The following is a 20,937-nucleotide window of genomic DNA, read 5'->3' as shown; positions in this document are numbered from 1 at the left end:
TCTTTTGTTTTTGTAACATCCATTTTAGGTAAATATCGGTAAATTTTTACATAAGGACACTCTTTACAATTTTTCTTTACAATTTACTACGACAGTAAAGACTGTTTTGGTATGGTTTTGTAGTTACCAAAATTATTCAGCATAAGAGAATAGCTTTTCGGTAACTATGTAAGATGATTTGATCTATTGATACTAACGTTGTACGGGGGGATTATTTTGAGAGGAATCTGGGGCCTGCTAACGGTATTTCTTCTAGCCCTGCTCTTTTTATTACCCATTCAGCTTTGTCACGCCAAGGAGGAACTTTGCTGTCCGGTTAATGAAGATATCGATAGAATTCTTTATCCCGCTAATCCCCCTCTACGAGGAGAAGATGTACAAAGTCTACAGGCTGAATTAAAAGCGCTAAACTACTATGATGGTCCTATTAGCGGAGTATATGGCCCCCTTACCCAGCAAGCAGTACTTGAATTTCAGCGGGAACATCATTTAAAGGATGATGGGATTGTATCTTGGCAGGCTTGGCATTTGCTGGCTCGTAATCTAGAGCAGCCCGTAACAAAAACGGAAAAATTACCTCCCCCCACTGGTGAAATAGCTCTTATTGTGGATACCACGAAAAGAAAGCTTACGGTCCTAACGGATGGAAAACCCTACAAACAATTTGACGTAGCCTGTGGCAAACCTGAAACTCCTACCCCAGTGGGAACCTGGAAAGTAGTCCATAAAGCCACGAACTGGGGAACTGGCTTTGGTAGCCGCTGGCTGGGTTTAAATGTGCCTTGGGGCGTCTATGGTATACACGGCACCAACAAACCTTTTTCTATTGGCAGTTATGCCAGCCACGGCTGTATCCGTATGCATAACTCTTCGGTTGAACAGCTTTACCCCTGGATTCATAAGGGCACACCTGTGTACATCATTGGCAGTCCCTTTGGCGTACCCGGTCGGGGTCACAAGCTCCTGGTGCGGGGTGACCGTGGCTCAGATGTGTTTGAGGTTCAGCGAACTTTAAAAAGATTAGGCTATTATGAAGGAGCCATAGACGGTATCTTCGGCTCCGGCCTGGATACGGCTATTAGGAACTTCCGTAAAAACAACGATCTGCCCGTGGATAATCGTGTGGATCGTAAAATGTATGAGGCTTTGGGATTGTAAAAAACAGCCATTGGCTATTGGCCTTTGGCTTGGTTAATTTAGGGTCTTCATTTAAACTGATGACAGCACTGGTATTCGTTTCCAAAAGTCCTTTCCCTAGCTTCCCACCTGCAGGTCACCCTGCTCAGGCAAATCCCTTCGAAGCTTAACAATCTTCGGCTGCCAGTTAAGCTGCTGAAGTAGTGTTGTATAGTCTTCGAGAGTTGTTTCAGCCCAGGTCTTGTTTAAGAGAGCGACAAATACTGCCTCCATGACATTGGTACCAAAGGTGCGACCTTGTAATTCCGGCGTTGTGGTAACCAGCATACCGGCACCTCTATCCAAAAGCATTTCTCCATCGTCTCGAGTCGTGGTATTGGTCAGAATTAATTGACCATTTAGTTGTTCTGGCAGGTATTTGCGAATAAAATGATAATCCCCCGCCACAACATTTGCTTCTTGATAATAGCGAGCATATTTGTTGCTATTGGCTTTGGCTTGTTTATCCTGCTTGTGCCCGGTAGGATACAGGTATTGAAAGGGCAACCGGGAGATAATCGGCATCAACCGAGCTGCAATGGCTTGCAGTTTATCCAAACTATAAATCGGTAGCCGAATCCCCAGGGCAAACATTAAATCACCCAAGGTTAGTTGACAACCGCTCTTGACCAAGGCTTCGGCCATACCGAAACGATCTAAGGCACTCACCATTAGCACCCGATCGCCAGTCTTAATCAGCCCTTGTTGAGCCAGGTGTTCCACTGCTTGCCTCTCCAAGGTATTCTTTAGCCCACTGCCATCTACCACAGGCGTAAGCCTGACAGTCTCCAGCAACCTCAGTCCATCCTGCAGGACATACCTTTGAGCACCAGCATATAGGTAAACATCTATACCCCCCAGGCCAATAGCATCCACCTGGCCGTCCAATTCTTTAAGTAGACTAATGGCTTTTGAGATATCCCCATCGGTACCAATCCGGCTAATTTCAAAATCTTGACCTAACAGTTGAAGCCGTACCAGATGATTCCGCTTGGTTGATCCTAAGCTGACACTGACAACCCTTTTCACAAACATCTCCTCCAAAAATTTGGTCCTCTACCCATCATTTTAACCATATAAAGGAGATTTTAAAAAGACCGCTGATTAGCGGTCTTCAACAGATATATTAATTTTAACTTTACACAAACTCGTTAAAGTTTCACCAATTCATTTGCTTCATCCTTCAAAAACAATTTTTCCCTTACAGATTATTTCATCGTATAAAAAATCGCCTTGGGTTGCTGACTGATACTGTTTGACTGAATAAGGACGAGGTGAAATATCAAGGTCTATTCCTCTGGTTAATTTCCTCAATAGTAACGCCTCATTAAGGCGATTTTCACCAAAATCATTAGCTACAATAGCAAGGTCAATATCACTGTCATTATCTGGTGTGCCATTAGCATAGGAGCCATATAATATAGCCTTTTTAACGGCAATTTTGTTGACCCTTAATTGTTCAATGTATTTTTTTATAACGATATCAACTTGTTTTTTAACCATTTAAAAATCAACTCCGTCTGCTCATATTTGCTTTCCACAAAGGCTTTATTGCAGCTTTGAGCTAACGCTTCTCTATCTTCGGAATAACGAGACTCAAGATAAAATTCGGACAAAATATCAAATAATTCCTGAACTGAATCACTCAATTCATTAAAAATTTTTGCATCTTCCGCAAGAGGCAGCAGATTGTGTTTCCGTGGTGGTGTAGTATTAAACTTCTCATGGTAAATGGCCTTTAATATTTTTTCAAGGGCCTGCTGACAAAAGAAAAGACTGTATAGATACTTCTTTGAATTTAGTAGTTGTCCTGCAACCTCGAAATCTTCTTCTGCAGTAGTAAGCCAATTCTTGGTTCTTGGTCTAAGCCGTTCTCCCATAGGCTCCACCTCATATTTATATCTTATTACCTTTATTTTACCATACTTTGAAATGAAACAAGTAAACTATAAGATATCTATGGGAGTGCATAATACGTAACCTATTTGCTTATCAATTAGAAAAACTAAGCCAACGGAAGCTTAGTTTTTCTAATTTGTCAAAAACCGCTGATTAGCGGTCCTTTCCCTTATCTCCGCTCCGCTGGACTGTGATATCTTTTTTCTCCAATAGCTCCAATGCTTCATCATAGTGATCGATGTAGCCTGAATTTAAAACACCCAACTGGGCATCGGTAAATATATTTTGATTTGTTCCTTTACTGGGAGCCGTAACCTTTACTAGTTCCTTGACCTCTTTTTCCATCCCGTCACCTCCCTGGCAAACACACTATAATGATCCACCATGCTGTTTTAGCACATGAGCCGCTTGATCACCCAACTGATCGGTGGTTACTGCCGTTACTAAAAAGGCTTTTCCACCGGCTACGCCGTAATTGTCTGCGGCCATTGAATAATTGGAGGGATCAGCCCCCATTAAAACTCTGGAGTCCGTGTTCATTAGCCTGTTGGTATTGGCCGAATACATCGTCAAACCGGTAAGGGTTTCAGCATTATTAACCGGGTTATTGAGTTCACTGTTGGTGGATACACCATAACGGGAGATTCGATCTATGGAAACATCCTGGATTCCCAGATGCTTTAATTCTTCAGCAGCAGCTTCTGCCTTGGTACTGGATGGAAAATAAGCCAGCAAAGATCGCATCCCTTGCGGTAGTGTCATTGTAAAGACCTCCTTTTTTCAATATTGTGCCCTTGGTTTATAACTTTACACAAATTTTTTATTTTTTTGCCACAAAAGAAGGATTTAGAGCGTCTATATAAAGAAGGTAGTTTAATTACTTGTTCGTCACCATTTTAATAATAAAGGGACGAGCAAAATAATAAGGAGGTAAAAGATGTTTAAACGTAACTTTGTTTTGGTATTATCGCTGGCGTTCTTGGTGAGCTTGTTTACTTCAACAGCATTCGCTGGCGAAATGCAAAAATCTCTCTTGGAAAAGGTTCAGCAACCTGAAAAACAGTTAACTAAAGCTGAATTTGTGGCCCTGTTAGCCCAAGCTGCTGAATTGCCAACTCCCGGAAAAAGCGTCACCCTTCCTTCAGAAGTGCCTGCGGATGCCTGGTATGCCGCTGATTTAAAAGCTGCCTTAGCTGCCGGTATCTACAACGGTGCAACTCCTGAGCAAGGCCTTACCAAAGCCCAGGCTGTTACCTTTATTTCCCGGGTATTGGGTACCCCCAATGAAGAGGCCCCTGGAGTAGCTGCACCTGAGTCTGCTAAAAACCACTGGTCCTACGTTCCCTACTCCTGGTTGTTAAAAGATGGTATTGTGAATACTGCATTTAACCTTGAAGAAGGCCTAACCGGTGTTGAAGGTGCTTCCTTGCTGGAAACAACCTTTGGCACAGTGAAAGAAGCCAAAGCCATCGCAGAACAAAGTCAGGCTGCCCAACTTGAAATTAAAACCCTGCGTACCAACGGAGATATCAGTATGAACATCAAGGCAAATCCTGCGGTACCCGCCCAAGATATCCCGGCCAACCTCGGTATGAAGGCAACCTTTGCTCAAGAAGTAAACTATGATCAGGGATTCTTCCAGAAGTTTTCCATGACCATGACAGGTCTGCCTGTGCCTCCGGTAGAAGTGGAGCAATATATTGTAAACCAAGGTTTATACATGAAAATGCCAAATCCTCAGACCGGCCAAGCCGAATGGCTTAAAATGCCTGCCGGAGCATTGCCCGACATAACCGAAATGCTGAAGCAACAATCAAAATTTATGCAACTGCCCAAGGAATTGGACCAGTACTTCCACTATCGTTTGGTAGGGGAAGAGAAAATTGGTGACAAAGCCTATCACAAGCTGTCTTTCTATGGTCATGTTCCCGATTTAAGCCAATTCATGAAACTAATCGGCGGCCAGATGGGAATTACACCAGAAGTAATGAAGAACCTCGAACAATCTGGTCAGTTAATTAAAGGTCTCCATGTAACAGGTACCATGCTCATTGAAAAAGACAGCAACCTACTCGAAAAGCAGAATATGAACATGTTTATTACCATGGCAGATCAGTTTGAGGGTCAACCCATTCCCTTTAAATCTTTCTCTGGTAACTTTAACTTTACCTTTAAGGACTACGGTTCCCAGATAGAGATTATCTTACCTGCAGAAGCTGAAAAAGCCCCAGAACTCCCGGTTCCTACCACACAACTTAACTAGTTAATATTAAACGGTGTAGAATGCTTTTCAGTTTCTACACCGTTTTTTTATGACTAAATTATGATAAAATGTAATAACAAAATTCTTGCCGGAGGTGGTTTGTTTGGACCAGGAAAATACCCCTTCATTAGAACAATTTCTTTTGGTTGCTTTACTTGATATTTACCGCGGACTGGAGGTGCGATTACCGGCAGATCTTGATCGGAACATCCAAAGCAACGTATTGAAGGATGTGCTCTCTTCGGCCATTCCTTTTGCTGAGAATGATGAGAGCAGAAGACTGATCAGTGATGAGTTATTCCGGTGTGCCCGAGAGGGTTGTACTCTGCAGGAGCAACGGGAAGTTATTGTTAGACAAAGTCCCGATGTAATCAATGCCAAGGCTGTGGCCGCCGCTCACCTTTTAAAGATTGTCAATAAGGAAAGAAATATATCCTAAAGCCAAGAGACACCTGCACAAATGCAGGTGTCTCTTATACTTAACTAGCCGTTAAATTCTTGTACGTACATTTTACCGTAAGGACCACCACTTAAAACACCGATACCAACTTTCGTGTAGTTAGCATTTAAGATATTTTTTCTATGACCGTCTGAATTCATTAGGTTGGTATGAGCAGTATTGACATCCGGAGCTCCGGCTAAGTTCTCACCGGCATAGCGATAAGAAATACCATTACTTTTCATCTGATCAAAGGGAGAACCATAGGTGGGGGACTGGTGACTAAAGTAATTGTTGTCAATCATATCCTTAGCTTTGTCCCGGGCTACCTTACTAAGCGCAGCATCATAACTTAAAGGCTGCAGACCTTGGGCAGCACGCTCTTTGTTAATTAAATTCAACATGGCTTGCTCTTCAGAGGTGCTGACACTGGTATTGGAGGTATTTTTATTGTTTGTGTTGACGGCATTGTTCTTGGGGTAGCTATTGCTGGTATTATTATAGGTGCCAGTATAGGATTTGTTATTGTAAACAGTGGTGTTGCCTTTCTTAACAGTTGTGCTAGGTGTGCTTTGTTTAGCATACTGTTGGGTGCTGTTGCTAGGCTTGTAGTTATTATAAACTGTAGTATTAGAAGCCTCAGCGGAGCCGGTACCGGGAGCAGCTAGAACCATTGCAAAGGCAAAGGCACCAACCACCATAGCAGAAAACCATTTTGCTGTTGCTTTCATGAGAATCCCCTTTCGCTTTTTTTACTGCCACTTATTAGTGGACTAGCTATATAGTAACTTTATAAAGGTTTATATGACAACCAATCATATCTTGGCTCAAACTTAGTAACATTTAAATAACCAAGGGACTTAGATAGATTCTGTGGGATGCGGCAAATAACTAGTGAATGGGAAATTTTTTAATTGTTGGCAAATATCTGTTACGTTTGAAGGGTTTCTAGCGTCTAACTAGCATAGATTTTGGAATAATGAAGGAGTGAAGGTTTTTTATGGAAAAGATGAATAAGGAAAGGTCTTTGGTAATTTGTGCTGCCCTGCTGGCAGCAGCTCTAGTGGTTTGCTCTTTGATCTTAGCCAATCCGTTGGAACATTATGCCACTAACAAATCAGCCATTACGGTAACTGGTTCGGCCAAAAAGCAACTTACTTCCGATCTGGCTGTCTGGCGCGGTTCTTTTTATCAAGAAACTGTTAATCTACAGGATGCTTATACCAATTTAAAAAATGATCTGGTCAAAGTAAAGTCTTATTTGGTAAAGCAGGGAATTCCCGAAGATCAGATTGTCGTCTCTTCTATTTCAACCATGCCTCAGTATGTATATAATGCCAACGGGAGCAGTACCGGCCAGATTGCCAGCTACCGGCTAACGCAAAACATTGAGATTAAATCCAATGACGTGCAAAAAATTGCCGCAATCGCCAGGTCTGCCACCGAATTAATTGAACAAGATGTCATTTTTGACTCTCAGCCCCCCGAGTATTTTTATACCAAGTTAAATAACTTAAAGGTAGACATGCTGGCAGAAGCTACTAAAGATGCCAAGCAACGGGCAGAAAAAATGGCCGCCAGCACAGGCAGCAAGATCGGTGCCCTGCGGTCAGCCAAAATGGGTGTTTTCCAGATTACTCCAGTCAATTCTAACGAAATTTCTGATTACGGCATGAATGATACTTCTTCGATTGAGAAAGAAATAACTGCCGTGGTGAATGTTGAATTCGGCATTGAGTAGGAAATGGCGCTGGCTTTGAGGGTCGATGGCCCAAAGCAGAAGCAGGTAAGCCGCACAATAACCGGCCTACCTGCTTCTTCGTTAACCTCGCACTATCTTCTAAAACACCACGGCTACCTCATCCCGGTCGATAACCCGGCGGATTTCCCGTACCCGTTCCCTCATGTGCGGGTTGCTGTGGGCGGCATCATCAATTTGCCGTAGTAGATCGATTAGCCTTCGTATAATGGAGACAATGTCTCCTTCCTGCAGACTGGTATTTTCCAGTATATAATCCAGCCCCTGTCCGGTATACCAGGCGTGGGCCACAAACCCCGGGGTGGGAGCCCATACTGCAAAGTGGGGTGGCACTCCCGCCTCCAGCAGTTCCTCTTTCAACTCATGCACCGGCATAAAATCGTAAGGTGGTGCCGGTATAAATTCCCGGCGACCGGGAATATAATCTACTCCTGCCAATATGCCTGCTACAACTTCCAGTGGTAAGTCCTCTAATAAACCGGAAAAAGCTAGCTCGGTAACAAAAATTTCCTGTACATGTAGTTCTAGGGCAAAGTTACCCCGGGGGAAGAATTCCCTGCCATTGATATACCCTAGATTCTCCAAGATCCCTTTGACAAAATGATATTCATGAATGTATTTTTGAGACTGCTGTTTGATCACATTCAGTTGTGCCACCAAGCCAGCCCGCTGGTAGCTTAAGGCATCTATTTCATCCCGGGCATCAGCACAGACTTCATGCAAGCAACGATGGCCATGTTGATCAGCCAATAGCTGTCTAATCTCCAGAATTCGCTCCAGGGAGCCCGGTCGATTTTTATACTTGGAAGATCGTAAGCGCTTCTGTTCCCGAATTAACTTGCGGCGCTGTAAGGGACAAGCCGCATCCCCCTTGAGTTCACAAAAATGGCTATGCACCTGTTGGTACTGGGTGTCTAACTCTCCCAGCAACCCTTTTATCTCTCGTTCGGCACTTCTCTCCTGGTAGGCGGAGAAGTTCTGGGTTAAGAATCGGTCAATCTCATCATCGGTCTTCCATTTTAGCAAGCTCAACACCGTATTCGGTGAGATGGTTAGCCTACCGTAAACAGATTCTACTTCTGCCTCATCGAAAAAGCCCGTCTGATCCGGAAATTTATCATCAATTTTAATATAGACATGGCCCACCCGGTCAAACCCCCGACGACCGGCACGCCCAGCCATTTGGAAAAATTCCCGATTCATCAGGGTTCTAAATTCTTTGCCATCCCACTTGCGGCAAGAGTGAAAAAGGGTCGTGGCAGCGGGAAAGTTAACTCCCGCGGCAAAGGTTTCTGTACAGAACAACACCCAGAGCAAACGATTTTCGTAAAGGCGCTCGACTAAATTTTTCAGCACTGGTGACAGCCCCGCATGATGATAGCCGATACCCTGTTGAAGTAACTTGCGCAAGATACGACGGTGACCCCGTTGGAAAATTTCCGGGTGTTCCTTTTCGGTGTCCAGAATAGCCTTATGTACCTGTTCCTTTTCGTCCTGGAATAAAAAATCCCATTCCCGGCCAATTTCTGCTGCCAATTCCTCCGTGCGAATTCGACCAAAAACAAAGTACAGGGCAGGCAGGTGATCCTGCACTGACTCAATAGCGATCGAGGGATTTTCTACTTCTGCTCGCTCCACCACGTCTTTTCCACCTCCTGTCTTCCCGATTCATACCTTCTTCTCTGGCAGCTTCTTTAGCGGCCTCCCGCTCGGCTCGCCGCTGTTCACTGCGTTTTCTCACTGCTTCTTCAATGTATTCCCGGGCCTCATCTTCATCCATAATGACACCGTCCGAGCTGAGCCAGTTTATGGCTAAGGGTACCGCTCGATTGGTCTCCACCACAACCTCCACCGCTTCTCCCCGTACTTCCCCCATCCAGTTAGCAATTTCCTGGATATTGGGGACAGTGGCAGACAGTCCCAAAAACTTTATGTGGGGCGGGGCAAAAATGATGCTTTCTTCCCAGGCAGTACCCCGTTCCGGGTCATCCAGGTAATGAATTTCGTCAAAGACCACACAAGCCACATCATCCAACCCCTCGGGCTCAGAGAAGCAGCGGTTACGGAAGATTTCTGTGGTCATGATCAGTAAAGGAGCATAGGGGTTAATGGAGATATCCCCGGTCACCAGCCCCACCATGTCATTACCAAAAACATTGCGGAAATCCACAAACTTTTGATTACTAAGGGCTTTAAGGGGTGACGTATAGACAGCAGCCTTCCCCCGTTCAATTACTGCTTCAATCAGCCGCTCAGCAATAACCGTTTTTCCGGTACCGGTGGGTGCCGCCACTAATACATTTTGACCAGCCAACGCAGCTTTAACGGCCTGCTGTTGAAATTGATCCAATTCTACCGGTCCCGGTGACGCTGGCGGAGGTGAAACCGCCCGGCGGGGACGCTTTTTCCCGGCTGGTGGCTTCTCTTTTTTAACCGGAGTTGTTAGGGCAGCTTCTCTTCGTTGTTGTTTAGCTGCCAGGGACCACTCGTGTTCAATTCCTTGAAATTTTTCTTGAATGGCCTGGATATCTCCCCGCCGTACCAACAAACCAACCCGGCCATTTTCCTTCTCCACTTCCCCGGCTGAATTGAGGTAACCCTCCCGTACTAATCGCCGGATACGATCCGGTGTCGTATTTAATAGGTCGGCAGCTTCCACCGTGGTCAGTTTGCTAGCCTTCTTAACAAGCTTATGTAAGTCCGGGCGGTATTTAATATCCTGTACCTCATCACGCCAAAGCCTGGTTCCCCCAGCCAGTCGGAAAGAAGCCAAAGCTTCCAATTCACAGAGATTATGAACATCCTCCTCGGACAGCTTTAATTTATAGGCTGCCTCAGGAATTGTCATGGAGTGAGAGGTTAACCAAGTGAGAGGCGGCAATTCCTGCTTATCCTTTGTTTCCAAATGCATGCCGGTGAGACGCTTAAGTTCCTGAGCAATTTTTTTCGGTTCGTGCGGATAGGGAGAAGTCCAAAGACCTACCCCGTTGATATTAACCCGGAAGGAACCGGTTTCATTGATTAGTTTCACTGCTACTTCCCGCTGCTCCGGGTTTTCTGTAACTTGACTGATGTTGAAAAAGGGCTGCTGGCTGAAAATTTCTGTCAGCCTTTCCTTAAGCCCTTGCCCTGCCTTACGATGTGCCAATTCCCCTGCTCCTTCCGGGGTCTGAGCAGTGGTAATCTTGCCGTCAGGCAAAATAACAAAAGGAGGTACCTCCCGGTCAGAACGCAGGTTGGCCACCAAGGTACTGTGAATGCGAAATTTTCGAATAAAATCCTCCATTGTTAAAGGACCACTGCGGGTAAGATAGGTAGCTACATCCTGCCAAGCGGCCGGACTATCTGCCTGGGCATACTCTCCGTTGGTCAGCCTTAACACCGGATACTTCACTTTCGGTAAAATCGGACCACCCAAGGCCTGTTCCATGGCCTCTTTGCTTAATGCTTGACCAGACTTAAAAAGCTCCCGTAAGATCCGTTCCTGCTGTGAGTGCTTTTCTTCCAGGAGTTTCTGTTCCTGCCGACGACGTTCCATTTCTGCCCGGCCCGCCGCACTGGTGCGAAGAGTAAAATCGCCCTCAGGTAATTCTACAAGCTGTTCTATATTGCCAAGTGCCGGCAGCTCTTCATCACCCAACGCTAATTTGATCTGGGTACTATTTCTAGGCTGCCCGTCACTTAGGAGTCTTAAAATTCTGCCCCTGGCATCGTCTCCTAAAATGGCTGCCAGTTGTTTTTGCCTAACTGCCACCAACTGAGGACTATAGCTCCAGTCCCCTTCGCCTGCATTGCCCAGTGCTGCCTCCGGTACTTCATTGCGGGCTAGCCAAATTGTTGGCCCTGCTTCATCTGTGTGTAACTTGGCTACTTTGAGCAGTCGGTTGGACACCAAAGATTGCAACACAGACAGTAGTACTTGTGGCCGCTGTCTTACTTTTAATGCCAAATCCACTAGTTTCACCGGACGGTCCTCCGGCAACTCTGTGAGGATAATCATTTTTAAGGTTTCCTTATCTTTAACTGCCAAACTCCACACTCCCCTACCCAATCTCTCTGGCGCACCTAAACTTTACCATATTATTCGTCTGCAGCCAATGTTCTATGTCTATAATATCCGAATATGCTACAAAATAATAAATCCCCGGGTTATTTTTACCTGGGGATTCCTTAGGCACAACAATCACAACGATTGCGACCCTTGTTTTTGGCCAGATACAATGCCTGATCTGCTTTATTGAGCAACATCTCTGGAGTATCTTCATCAGTTAACTCTGCTATACCAATACTTACGGTAACCTGTAACGGTGAACTAACTAAGTCCACTGACAATTTGGCCTCCTCTATGGTGCGGCGCAGCCTTTCCGCCACCCCTGTGGCTTCCCACAAAGCAGTTTCGGGCAAAATTACGGCTATTTCTTCCCCGCCATAGCGACAGGCAATATCTCCTTCCCGTAGTCCGCCCTGAATCAATTGGGCTACCCGCTGCAACACCTGATCTCCGGAATAATGTCCGTAGCAATCATTAATTTGTTTAAAAAAATCCAAGTCCAGCATAAGTACGCTTAGCGGACGGCCATATCTTTTAGCCCGGCCAATTTCTTCTTGTAAGCGAGCTTTCATGTATTGATGGTTAAAAAGTTTGGTCAGGCCATCGATAAACATTGGTTTACTCAAAAGTAAGGATGCCCAGTAAAGGAAAAAACCGCCTAACAAAACGATGATACCGAAACTAACCACAATGATATTGCGCACGGAAGTAACCGCAGCTAAAAACTCATCCCCGCCAATATCCACCCCTAATAGACCAACAAAATGCCCCTGATAAAATAAAGGGGTATAGCCGGTCATTAGATAACCCCATTTGCTGTGCAAAGGAGCACCAAACATCGGAATTTTTTCGGTATAGGCTCGTTCTCGCAAGGGACCACCCACATCGTAGCGATCCCGGTTGTTGTATCGACTTTCATCCTCACTGGTGAGGATATACATATATTCCAGCGGCGTCCCCGGAGGCTCCCTAAAGATTTCTTCCTCGGTGGGATTGACAAAATACCTGACTTGATTGCCCTGGAGCCTTACCTCCACATAGATGAAATCCACGTCATTATGCCTTATCAGTGGCGCCATTTTCCTCTTGAACTCTAGGGCAGCCTGGTGATTTCTTGCGCTTAGAATATCTAAGGCCATCATTTCTTGCACCAGTTCAGGATTAATCTCTACCAAGTTAGCAGCCACCTGCGCTGTGGCCTGAGCTCGTCGCCCAATATCATCGGCCAGTACCTTATAGCAAGCCTGATAAGTAGCATATCCCAGGATAGCCATAGCCAGTGTCATCGATATAAAGGAGACCAAAAATATTTTCATAGGTGACGATAGATTGCTTTCTCCCATCTTTACACCATCAATCCAAATACATTATGTTACCTTATTTTAACACATCCGTTTTTCTTTCTATATCCAAAAATTCGATATTATGGTATACAATTCGACACTCCGCTAGTTAGCAGGAGTGTCTTGATATTGAATAACATCATCAATTAACTGCATAAATAGGCGAATAATATCCTTGGAGGCATGGGTAAGTTCATTCACTGCCACAAAGGACTTATGATAATCCCCTTGACGATGATAACGGATTGCCTCCAATCCACTCTGGTGAACTTTTCGGTGGGGTTCTTCGATGGCTTGAAATATCTGAATTACCCGGGAAGGATAGCTTTTCATAGCGGCTCCGCCTTCTCCATAATACCACTGCCCCAGTTTACACTGGTGATGATCTGCCAGATGAGCCCCTCCCCCCTCGGAACTCTCTCCTTTAAGAATGCTGACTACTTTATTAATCCACACGGCATGATCCACCACTCTCTCGGCCAGAAAACCTGGCAAACCAGCCTCTTGCAAGCCGATTTTTTGTTTCAGATCATCCCAAATCGTGGTTGTAATTTGATAGGTAAAATCCTTTTGATATTGCGCATCCTGTGCTATTTCATCAGAAAACTTAGTGGCTTCGGCAATTCTTTCCGCATTGGCAGAAATCTCCTCGGTTACTGCGGTTTGTTCTTCTGCAGCACCGCTTAGCTGTTCTAATAGCTGGCTAACGGTAGCGGTAGCCGTCTCAATTTCTTCAAAGGGCTTGGTAACGGTTCTTGCAGAGCCAATACCGACCTCCACTGAGCGTGTGCTGGCTTCCATGGTGGCCAAAGTATCCGTCATACCCGTTTGCAGATGTCCCACCACATCTTTAATTTGTACTGCAGAATCTTTGGTGCGATCTGCCAGTTTGCGAATTTCTTCCGCCACCACAGCAAAGCCACGGCCACTTTCACCGGCCCTGGCCGCCTCAATAGAAGCATTTAAAGCCAACAAATTGGTTTGTTCCGTAATCTCGGTGATTACTTCCACCGCTTCGTTAATGGCCTTTACTCGCATTTCCAACTGCCGCACAGTATTGGCTAATACATTCATGGCCTGACCGGCCTCTTCCAACATACCCACTGCCTGATTCAGTGATTTTTGACCTGTAGTAACGGCCTCTTCTACCTTTAGGTGTTCCCCGTGACTATGTTGGGTGGTACTGGTAAGCTCCTGGATGGATGCAGACATTTCCTCGGAGGCAGACGCCAGACCAGCGGTTTCTGAACTAATCACAGAGACCCTGTTCTGAATCTTGAAGGCAGAAAGTTGATTATAGGTAGCTGAGAAAAAGTTATAGGACAATGTTTTTAAAATGGGTGCCAGATTCTCCCGTACACAATCTTTATCCCGGGAATTTCCAAATAGTAATTTAAACACTGGCAAAACCTCCATAAACTAAATCATGCTTACTCTCAGATTCATTTTAGAACTTAAATATAAATACAACAAGTCATTTCCCTGACATTTTTATTAAATGTTTATTCCTCTCTAATCCAGACGTAATTTTCCTATTACCTTACCAATAATAACCAGCTCACTATCACAAGTTTCTTCGAAAATAGAAAAAGAGGAATACCCTTCTGAGAGAGGGTTTCCTCTTTGATTGTATGTTATGGCTAGTCCTTTAAGAACTGCTGCAGGTTTTGCAATAGCTTATGGTTTTCCCCCTCTGTACGTACAGCCACTCTGAAATAATGTTCATCTAACCCCGCAAAATTATGGCAGAGCCGCAGTAGGATCCCCCGGGGGGCAAGGTAATCCTTTATTGCCGCGGCAGTGAAGCCGGAATTCCGGCATTCCACCAGTATGAAGTTAGCTGCCGCAGGCAGCGGTGTTAAGCCTGGTATGGCCGCCAAGGCGTTCACCAGAAACTCTTTCTGCCGGTTCACTAAGGCGAGTGTTTGGTTGAAGTATGCTTGATCCTGTAAAGAAGCCAAACCGGCTGCTTGGGCCAAGACATTGACGCGCCAGGGAGGCAGCGTCTTGTATAATTTTTTGATTATCTGCGGTGCCGCAGCCAAATAGCCTAGCCGCAATCCTGGTAAGGCATACATTTTTGTCAGCGATCTAACAATGATAAGGTTAGGATATAGGGATAATTCCTCCAGTAAGGATTGTTGGGGTTGCACAAAATCCATAAAGGCCTCATCTAATAATACCCAGGTTGCCTTTTCTTTTGCCTGCTCTAGCAGACCACGCAATTCGACCCGGTTGATCAGTTGTCCCGTGGGATTATTCGGATTGCAAATAACCAATAAGTTCTCGGGTTCTAACAGGGGATATAATTTTTCGGGCTGCAAAGAAAAATAATTATCTCGTTTTAGATAAATAGCAATTCGTTCCTGCTCTGCAAAACTTTCTGCGTATTCACTAAAGGTTGGTACCGGTAGCAGCACACGCCGGGGTCTCAGGACTCGCCCCAGGGCATAGATAAGTTCTGCCGCTCCGTTACCCACAATGATCATATCCTCAGGCAAATTCCACAGGCTGGCCAACTTCAAGCGCAGGGTTTCTGCCTGTGGCTCGGGGTAATGCCTGATATACGCCTTTGCCCTTTCCAAGGCCTCCATTGCCCTGGGGGAAGGACCCAGCGGATTAATATTAGCACTAAAATCGATTAGTTCATTGGCCGTGATCCCATAGGTTTGCTGGGCCAACCAGACATTCCCGCCGTGCCGTTGCATTGTTTCACTCCTTACCGGAGACCACCACTGATCATTGAGGTGTGCCAAACCCGCCAAGTCGGTTTTTTACCCCCGATATATTCTGCAACCTCCTCGGCGTCCGTCCCATTTGGGTGCAAAATCATACCCATTACAGTACCACTGTGGGCTACCAGCACTCCCAAAGCACGCACTTCGGCGGCCCACTGACGCCACTGGGCCAAATAGGGCTTCGGCAACAGCACTTGATTGGCTTGGGCACTAATGGTAGCCCCTCGCCCCATCATTTCCCAATCCCCGGTTAGGATCCCCCGGGTTACCAGTTCAATGGCTTGCCTGACCATGGGCTCTTTTTGAAAGTTCTTACTGGCCAGATCCTGCCGACAATTAAATAAAACTGTATCCACCGAACCTCCCGGATCAGCCACCACCAGCTTGAGGGGGGGGGCTTCCCCAAGGTATTTTTTGGGTTCTCCCGTCAAATGATTACAGATGGTAATACCCGGATACATTTGACCATCACTGGGCTCAATTTTAGCAGCGATGGCTGCAATAACTTCCGAGGGCAATTCCCGGTTAAAGGCCCGGGCCGTAGCCTGGCAGGTGGCAGCAATGTCCGCCGTACTGCTGCCCATCCCTTTGCTTTCAGGCAAAACAGTAATTCTCTTAATGGATACAGCGGAATAGGGTAAACCTAAATATTCTAACGCCAGTTGTGCTGCCCGACATGATTTACCCAACCCATCCCGATACTCAACTGGTTCCCTCACCTCAACCTCAACTTCACTCCATAAATTTATGGGACAGCTAATGAGGTAAGGTTCTCCTTTAATAGTACCCTGCACCAATTCTCCGCAGGTACCGGGGGCTGCAGCTTTACCACGCAATACTATAGTATCCCGGTTTGCTGCCCCATCAGGATGACAAAAATACTCCAAATTTCTATCAACTCCCCGGTGGCTCCGTATGTATCTCCGGTCATGCCACCTAAACACTTGTTTATGGTTCCGGTAATCATCATTGCAGCTACTAAGATTGCACCTATTATAACGAAACCTTGCAGGCCAAACAAACTAATACAGGTTACCACCAGTGTTACACTGGCCACTATGATTTGCATGGGACCGGCCTGTTTTAATACGTTGCCTAATCCACCACCGGCCCTGGCATAGGGAAACCGAGTAATAGCATACACCATCGCCCACCTTCCAGCAACCGGTGCTAAAACAAGGGTTGTTACCTTGAGGTCAAACGTTAGCTCATAAAGGAAGGCCATCTTTAGCAACAAGACAATGCTTACTGCCAATACTCCCATTGCTCCTACACGGCTATCCTTCATTATTTCCAATTTTCTTTCGCGATTCTTCCCACTGAGTAGGCCATCTGCGGTATCCATTAAACCGTCCAGATGGAGTCCTCCTGTGAGTACAATCATTGTCACGATGGCCAACACGTCCGCCGCCATCGTTAAGCCGAGCCGGTGCAACATAAAATTAATACCGGCAGACAGCAAACCCAACAATAAACCTATCAGTGGATAATACGACACGGATCGGGCTAATTCCTCGGTGCTTGCCATTTTTTTATAAACCGGTAGAATGGTTAGAAAACTTAGGGCCAGACGGAAGGAATTTAGCAAGAGAGCGCCTCCTAAAGTAGGTGTTGTTTCAAGAGCGCGATTGTTTATAAGGGGCCAACAGCCCATCCTACTACCACCCCTAGTACCAATGCCAAAGCTGTCACCTTGCGCGTAAGTGCCAAGGCCTGTTCAATATGCCGATACTCCAAGGGATACTTCTCCTGGCCCATCGGTGCCCGGTGAGAAACCTGCCCTTGATAATAGTTGGTGCCGCCTAACTTAATGCCTAAGGCACCGGCCACAGCGGCTTCCGGGATACCACTGTTGGGGCTGGGGTGCTTGGGAGCATTCTGTTGAATCGTTTGCCTAGTGCCTTGCATCCCACCGGGTGTACCGATGGCCGCTAAGACGTAACAGAATCCAGCCAGTCTGGCCGGTAGGTAATTGGCCAAGTCATCCAAGCGAGCTGCCGCCCAGCCAAAATACAGATATTTCTCATTCCGGTGGCCAATCATACTGTCCAAGGTGTTGATAGCTTTATACGTCATGGCCAAAGGGGCTCCGCCAATAAAGGCATAAAAAAGTGGTGAGATGATGCCGTCCACTGTATTTTCAGCCACTGTTTCCACCGTGGCTCGGGTAATGCCCCGTTCCTGTAAGCACTTGGTATCCCGACCCACAATCATGGCTACTGCCCTGCGGGCAGCAGATAAATCTCCCAGGGCTAGGGGCACTGCCACCGCCCGGGCATGTTGGTGCAGACTTTTAACAGCCAGGGTAGTGGACAAAAGCCATAGATGAACTGCCCAGCCTAAGTAAACATGAACTTTAGCCGCCAGCCAAATGAATCCCCAGGTACAAAAGTAGGTGCTGAAACAAATCACTGCCACCAACGCTATGCCACCAAGACGTAAGCCCTTGCCCATTGGCGGGGAAACGAATCGTCTAACAAGCTTTTCACCCTTTTGAATAAAACCACCTATTACTACCACCGGATGAGGAAGCCAACGTGGGTCCCCTACCATGAGATCTAACAGCAAGGCTGCCACAACCAGCACGCTCATGCCCGGCTATCTCCCAGCCCCATGATTTGGTATAGCTTTCCCATATCAAGGTGCTGTTTAACTGCCGTTGCCAGTTGGTCGTATTTATTCTCTCTGTTGGTAGGTAGTTGTTCATCGACTAGCAACGGTAGTCCTTTGCGCTGCCGCAGATAATTGACCCAACCCAACAGTACTGCTGCATTATCAAATAACCCATGCATATGGGTACCAAAAATTTGCCCCCCATTGGTCGCCGCACCATCGGTAACAGAAACCCTTTCGCCAGATCTACGGGTGATTTCCAGCAGTGGTTTTACCCCCAACCCTAGCCTAACCTCACCGGTGTGAATCTCATAACCGGTTATTGGTTGGTCAGTTACCTGGCACCAGCTTAGCTGTGCCGAGGAGAGGGTTGCTGTACAGCGATGAGTTTGCTTTTCTCTTTGGAAGGTAGTTTCTATGTCCAATAGACCAAGACCCGACATTTGTTCTCCAGCCGCTTCACTACCCCAAGGATCATAGAGCATTTTCCCTAGCATCTGGTAGCCGCCACAAATCCCTACTACCGGAATCCCCTTGTGGGCAAGTGCTAAGATCTGCTTGTCCAGCCCTTTCTCTTTTAAAAAAAGTAAATCCTGCAGGGTATTTTTGGTACCGGGAAGAATCAGCGCATCGGGCTGTCCCAGGGTATCTCTAGCTCCCACATAGCGTAATGCCACACCTGGTACTTCAGCCAGAAGGTCAAAATCCGTAAAGTTAGAAATGCGTGGCAGTTGGATAACAGCAATATCCAGTTCGCCGGTTGTCCAATTCCGAGGCATAGCGGATAAGGACACGGAATCTTCCTGTTCAATACCGTGTTCGTGGAGATAGGGAATAACCCCTAAAACGGGTTTGCCAGTACGTTGCTCCAAAAAGTCTAAACCAGATTGCAAAAGTTGCAGGTCGCCTCGGAACTTGTTAATAATGAATCCGGCTACCTTACTGCGCTCATGGGGTTCCAGCAGTTCCAGGGTTCCCACCAGGGCTGCAAAAACACCTCCCCGGTCGATGTCTGCCACCAGAATTACCGGTGCATCGGCTAGGAAAGCCGTGCGCATATTTACAATGTCCCGATCCTTTAGATTAACCTCTGCGGGGCTACCTGCTCCTTCAATAACCAGCACCTGGTATTCTCGGCGCAGCTCATCGATGCATTGCCCCACCAGGTCCACCGCCCCTGGCAGAAATTTGGCGCGGTAGTCCCGGGCACTCATGTCAGCCAGTGGCTTACCCAACACCACCACCTGGGCATTCAAATCCTGCTTTGGTTTTAGCAAAACCGGATTCATTTTTACGGTGGCCACCACTCCTGCCGCTTCGGCCTGAGCCCCCTGGGCTCTGCCGATTTCACCCCCATCCAGGGTGACATAGCTGTTGAGGGCCATATTCTGGGCTTTAAAGGGTGCCACCTGGAAGCCTGCTTGCCAAAAAATGCGGCAAAGGGCGGTGCATAATAGGCTCTTCCCCACATGGGAAGAGGTTCCTTGAAGCATGATGGTTTTGGCTAAAGTCAGGGGGGACACCTCCTAGTTAGAAAATATCTGTAAGGTTAGTGTGGGTATGTTGTTATCCACCGCTCCGCAAGTAGTTCGCTATGGATAACAACATACCCTAAAAATTTTTTATAGGGAGTTATGTAGTAGGTTCCTTATAATATAGTAATGCGTTAATCGTAGCCGCTGCCAGTGGACTACCGCCTCTGGTGCCCAACACCGTAATACAGGGTACAGCCTGTTGCAGCAGCAGGAGTTCCTTGGAGCGAGCTGCTCCCACAAAGCCCACGGGCATTCCCACCACTAAGGCGGGTCGTAAGCCCTCGGCGATCATATCCAACAGGGCAAAAAGAGCTGTGGGAGCGTTGCCAATGGCCACCACCTGTCCTTGTAGCTGCTGGCCAAAGTTTTCCATGGCCACTGCTGAGCGGGTAATCCCTTTGGCTGTGGCTTCTGCTGCCACTTCGGGGGTGTGAACGGCACAATGTACCGCGCCACCTAATTCGGTCAATCGACGGCGGTTAATGCCTGCTTCCAACATGGTAACGTCGGTAAAAATATGGGCTCCCTGTTTAAGGGCCGCCAACCCGCTCTCCACCGCTTGGGGATGAAAACGTACCAGCTGGGCCAGTTCAGGATCTCCACTGGTATGAACAATACGGCTGACGACCGCTTTCTCTCCGGGCGGTAAATGTAATTCCTGCAAAAAGCCAGCCACCAGACGCATGCTTTCTTCTTCTATCTCTCGGGGGTTCCAAATCACCCCGTCCCAATTCTTCAATTTTACTACTCACTTCCTTGCTTAATACGATCCATAACAATTTCAGCGATCCTATAATCGGCACCTAGATGAGGGGCCAAAACAAAGGTAACTTCAGGATAATCTTCTTGCTGCTCCCGCATGAGCCGGGGCAGTTCAACTTGGATGTGGGTACCCACTGTCAGCAGCAAGGGTACAATGATAATCCTTTTTGCCCCAGCCGCCACCAGCTTACAAATGGCTGTGGGCAAGGAAGGTTCTCCGAATTGTAAAAAGCAGGTTTCATAAAGGGCGTTATCTCCCAGGGTCTTGACCTGCTCTGCAATCTGAAAAATCTCTTGGTTGGCTGCCGGTTGACGGCTGCCGTGTCCCAGCAGAATGACACCTTGCTGCATGGAAATCC

Annotated in this window: 21 protein-coding genes; 4 read left to right on the top strand and 17 right to left on the bottom strand. The window is 46.6% G+C overall.

The annotated features are described in order from the left end of the window. Nucleotides 1-216 precede the first annotated feature (216 nt). Entirely contained in the window at nt 217-1,158 is a 942-nt protein-coding gene (locus BUA78_RS08935) for a L,D-transpeptidase family protein (RefSeq protein ID WP_072913428.1), read from the top strand. 96 nt (nt 1,159-1,254) lie between these two features. On the opposite strand, the gene BUA78_RS08930 is transcribed toward BUA78_RS08935, so the two are convergent. The 5 genes from BUA78_RS08930 to BUA78_RS08910 all read right to left on the bottom strand — a co-directional run bounded on the left by BUA78_RS08930 (nt 1,255) and on the right by BUA78_RS08910 (nt 3,837). Then, complete coding sequence (locus BUA78_RS08930; RefSeq protein WP_072913426.1) at nt 1,255-2,205, bottom strand: quinate 5-dehydrogenase; 951 nt, start codon at nt 2,203-2,205, stop codon at nt 1,255-1,257. Nucleotides 2,206-2,352: 147 nt separating this feature from the next. Further along, complete coding sequence (locus tag BUA78_RS08925) at nt 2,353-2,679, bottom strand: nucleotidyltransferase domain-containing protein (protein WP_072913424.1); 327 nt, start codon at nt 2,677-2,679, stop codon at nt 2,353-2,355. Continuing rightward, complete coding sequence (locus BUA78_RS08920; RefSeq protein WP_072913421.1) at nt 2,649-3,056, bottom strand: HEPN domain-containing protein; 408 nt, start codon at nt 3,054-3,056, stop codon at nt 2,649-2,651. Before BUA78_RS08920 ends, BUA78_RS08925 begins: the two co-directional genes overlap by 31 nt. Nucleotides 3,057-3,228: 172 nt before the next feature. Then, nucleotides 3,229-3,420 (bottom strand): hypothetical protein, encoded by a 192-nt coding sequence (locus BUA78_RS08915; RefSeq protein WP_072913418.1) that lies wholly within the window; start codon nt 3,418-3,420, stop codon nt 3,229-3,231. Nucleotides 3,421-3,444: 24 nt separating this feature from the next. Next, nucleotides 3,445-3,837, bottom strand: coding sequence for a hypothetical protein (locus BUA78_RS08910; RefSeq protein ID WP_072913416.1), 393 nt, complete (start codon nt 3,835-3,837; stop codon nt 3,445-3,447). A 175-nt stretch (nt 3,838-4,012) separates the two neighbouring features. Here BUA78_RS08910 and BUA78_RS08905 point away from each other — a divergent pair, with 175 nt between their 5' ends. Together BUA78_RS08905 and BUA78_RS08900 are read left to right on the top strand one after the other, a co-directional pair. Beyond that, nucleotides 4,013-5,338 carry a DUF6612 family protein gene (locus tag BUA78_RS08905; protein ID WP_072913413.1) on the top strand — a complete coding sequence of 442 codons (1,326 nt, stop codon included), beginning with the start codon at nt 4,013-4,015 and terminating at the stop codon, nt 5,336-5,338. 103 nt (nt 5,339-5,441) lie between these two features. After that, nucleotides 5,442-5,777, top strand: coding sequence for a hypothetical protein (locus tag BUA78_RS08900; protein WP_072913410.1), 336 nt, complete (start codon nt 5,442-5,444; stop codon nt 5,775-5,777). Nucleotides 5,778-5,821: 44 nt separating this feature from the next. On the opposite strand, the gene BUA78_RS08895 is transcribed toward BUA78_RS08900, so the two are convergent. Next, nucleotides 5,822-6,508, bottom strand: a complete 687-nt coding sequence (locus BUA78_RS08895) for a CAP domain-containing protein (RefSeq protein ID WP_072913407.1) — start codon at nt 6,506-6,508, stop codon at nt 5,822-5,824. Between the two features lie 269 nt (nt 6,509-6,777). Between BUA78_RS08895 and BUA78_RS08890 the strand changes: the two genes are divergently transcribed. Then, entirely contained in the window at nt 6,778-7,518 is a 741-nt protein-coding gene (locus BUA78_RS08890; RefSeq protein ID WP_072913404.1) for an SIMPL domain-containing protein, read from the top strand. 99 nt (nt 7,519-7,617) lie between these two features. Here the strand turns inward: BUA78_RS08890 and BUA78_RS08885 are convergent, their stop codons facing one another. The 11 genes from BUA78_RS08885 to BUA78_RS08835 all read right to left on the bottom strand — a co-directional run bounded on the left by BUA78_RS08885 (nt 7,618) and on the right by BUA78_RS08835 (nt 20,929). Next, nucleotides 7,618-9,174, bottom strand: coding sequence for a helicase-related protein (locus BUA78_RS08885; protein WP_072913541.1), 1,557 nt, complete (start codon nt 9,172-9,174; stop codon nt 7,618-7,620). After that, on the bottom strand, nt 9,134-11,575 hold the full coding sequence (locus tag BUA78_RS08880; RefSeq protein WP_238456775.1) for a DEAD/DEAH box helicase: 2,442 nt from the start codon (nt 11,573-11,575) through the stop codon (nt 9,134-9,136). Before BUA78_RS08880 ends, BUA78_RS08885 begins: the two co-directional genes overlap by 41 nt. Before the next feature lie 131 nt (nt 11,576-11,706). Next, nucleotides 11,707-12,930, bottom strand: coding sequence for a GGDEF domain-containing protein (locus tag BUA78_RS08875; protein WP_072913398.1), 1,224 nt, complete (start codon nt 12,928-12,930; stop codon nt 11,707-11,709). A 105-nt stretch (nt 12,931-13,035) separates the two neighbouring features. Next, on the bottom strand, nt 13,036-14,331 hold the full coding sequence (locus BUA78_RS08870; protein WP_072913396.1) for a methyl-accepting chemotaxis protein: 1,296 nt from the start codon (nt 14,329-14,331) through the stop codon (nt 13,036-13,038). 239 nt (nt 14,332-14,570) lie between these two features. Next, nucleotides 14,571-15,638 (bottom strand): threonine-phosphate decarboxylase CobD, encoded by a 1,068-nt coding sequence (gene cobD / locus BUA78_RS08865; RefSeq protein ID WP_072913393.1) that lies wholly within the window; start codon nt 15,636-15,638, stop codon nt 14,571-14,573. Between the two features lie 11 nt (nt 15,639-15,649). Continuing rightward, entirely contained in the window at nt 15,650-16,555 is a 906-nt protein-coding gene (locus BUA78_RS08860) for a GHMP family kinase ATP-binding protein (RefSeq protein WP_084082356.1), read from the bottom strand. Continuing rightward, complete coding sequence (cobS, locus tag BUA78_RS08855) at nt 16,507-17,256, bottom strand: adenosylcobinamide-GDP ribazoletransferase (protein ID WP_072913387.1); 750 nt, start codon at nt 17,254-17,256, stop codon at nt 16,507-16,509. Before cobS ends, BUA78_RS08860 begins: the two co-directional genes overlap by 49 nt. Nucleotides 17,257-17,300: 44 nt before the next feature. Continuing rightward, a complete protein-coding gene (gene cbiB, locus BUA78_RS08850) occupies nt 17,301-18,260 on the bottom strand; it encodes an adenosylcobinamide-phosphate synthase CbiB (protein ID WP_072913384.1) in 960 nt (319 codons plus the stop codon). After that, nucleotides 18,257-19,774 (bottom strand): cobyric acid synthase, encoded by a 1,518-nt coding sequence (locus tag BUA78_RS08845; RefSeq protein WP_072913382.1) that lies wholly within the window; start codon nt 19,772-19,774, stop codon nt 18,257-18,259. The genes cbiB and BUA78_RS08845 overlap by 4 nt, the downstream gene beginning before the upstream one ends. A 139-nt stretch (nt 19,775-19,913) precedes the next feature. After that, on the bottom strand, nt 19,914-20,555 hold the full coding sequence (locus BUA78_RS08840) for a precorrin-8X methylmutase (protein WP_139257311.1): 642 nt from the start codon (nt 20,553-20,555) through the stop codon (nt 19,914-19,916). Nucleotides 20,556-20,560: 5 nt separating this feature from the next. Continuing rightward, entirely contained in the window at nt 20,561-20,929 is a 369-nt protein-coding gene (locus BUA78_RS08835) for a sirohydrochlorin chelatase (RefSeq protein WP_072913379.1), read from the bottom strand. Nucleotides 20,930-20,937: the final 8 nt, after the last annotated feature.

The sequence above is a fragment of the Desulforamulus aeronauticus DSM 10349 genome, assembly GCF_900142375.1.
Lineage (GTDB): Bacteria > Bacillota > Desulfotomaculia > Desulfotomaculales > Desulfotomaculaceae > Desulfotomaculum > Desulfotomaculum aeronauticum.
The sequence above is the reverse complement of the archived record's forward strand: the minus strand, read 5'-3'. Positions and strand labels throughout refer to the sequence as shown.

Excerpts from the sequence above, each read along its gene's own strand:
- BUA78_RS08925 (WP_072913424.1), bottom strand. The coding sequence starts at position 2,679 with ATGGTTAAAAAACAAGTTGATATCGTTATAAAAAAATACATTGAACAA.
- BUA78_RS08920 (WP_072913421.1), bottom strand. The coding sequence starts at position 3,056 with ATGGGAGAACGGCTTAGACCAAGAACCAAGAATTGGCTTACTACTGCA.
- BUA78_RS08915 (WP_072913418.1), bottom strand. The coding sequence starts at position 3,420 with ATGGAAAAAGAGGTCAAGGAACTAGTAAAGGTTACGGCTCCCAGTAAA.
- BUA78_RS08910 (WP_072913416.1), bottom strand. The coding sequence starts at position 3,837 with ATGACACTACCGCAAGGGATGCGATCTTTGCTGGCTTATTTTCCATCC.
- BUA78_RS08905 (WP_072913413.1), top strand. The coding sequence starts at position 4,013 with ATGTTTAAACGTAACTTTGTTTTGGTATTATCGCTGGCGTTCTTGGTG.
- BUA78_RS08895 (WP_072913407.1), bottom strand. The coding sequence starts at position 6,508 with ATGAAAGCAACAGCAAAATGGTTTTCTGCTATGGTGGTTGGTGCCTTT.
- BUA78_RS08890 (WP_072913404.1), top strand. The coding sequence starts at position 6,778 with ATGGAAAAGATGAATAAGGAAAGGTCTTTGGTAATTTGTGCTGCCCTG.
- BUA78_RS08875 (WP_072913398.1), bottom strand. The coding sequence starts at position 12,930 with ATGGGAGAAAGCAATCTATCGTCACCTATGAAAATATTTTTGGTCTCC.
- cobD (WP_072913393.1), bottom strand. The coding sequence starts at position 15,638 with ATGCAACGGCACGGCGGGAATGTCTGGTTGGCCCAGCAAACCTATGGG.
- cbiB (WP_072913384.1), bottom strand. The coding sequence starts at position 18,260 with ATGAGCGTGCTGGTTGTGGCAGCCTTGCTGTTAGATCTCATGGTAGGG.
- BUA78_RS08845 (WP_072913382.1), bottom strand. The coding sequence starts at position 19,774 with ATGCTTCAAGGAACCTCTTCCCATGTGGGGAAGAGCCTATTATGCACC.
- BUA78_RS08835 (WP_072913379.1), bottom strand. The coding sequence starts at position 20,929 with ATGCAGCAAGGTGTCATTCTGCTGGGACACGGCAGCCGTCAACCGGCA.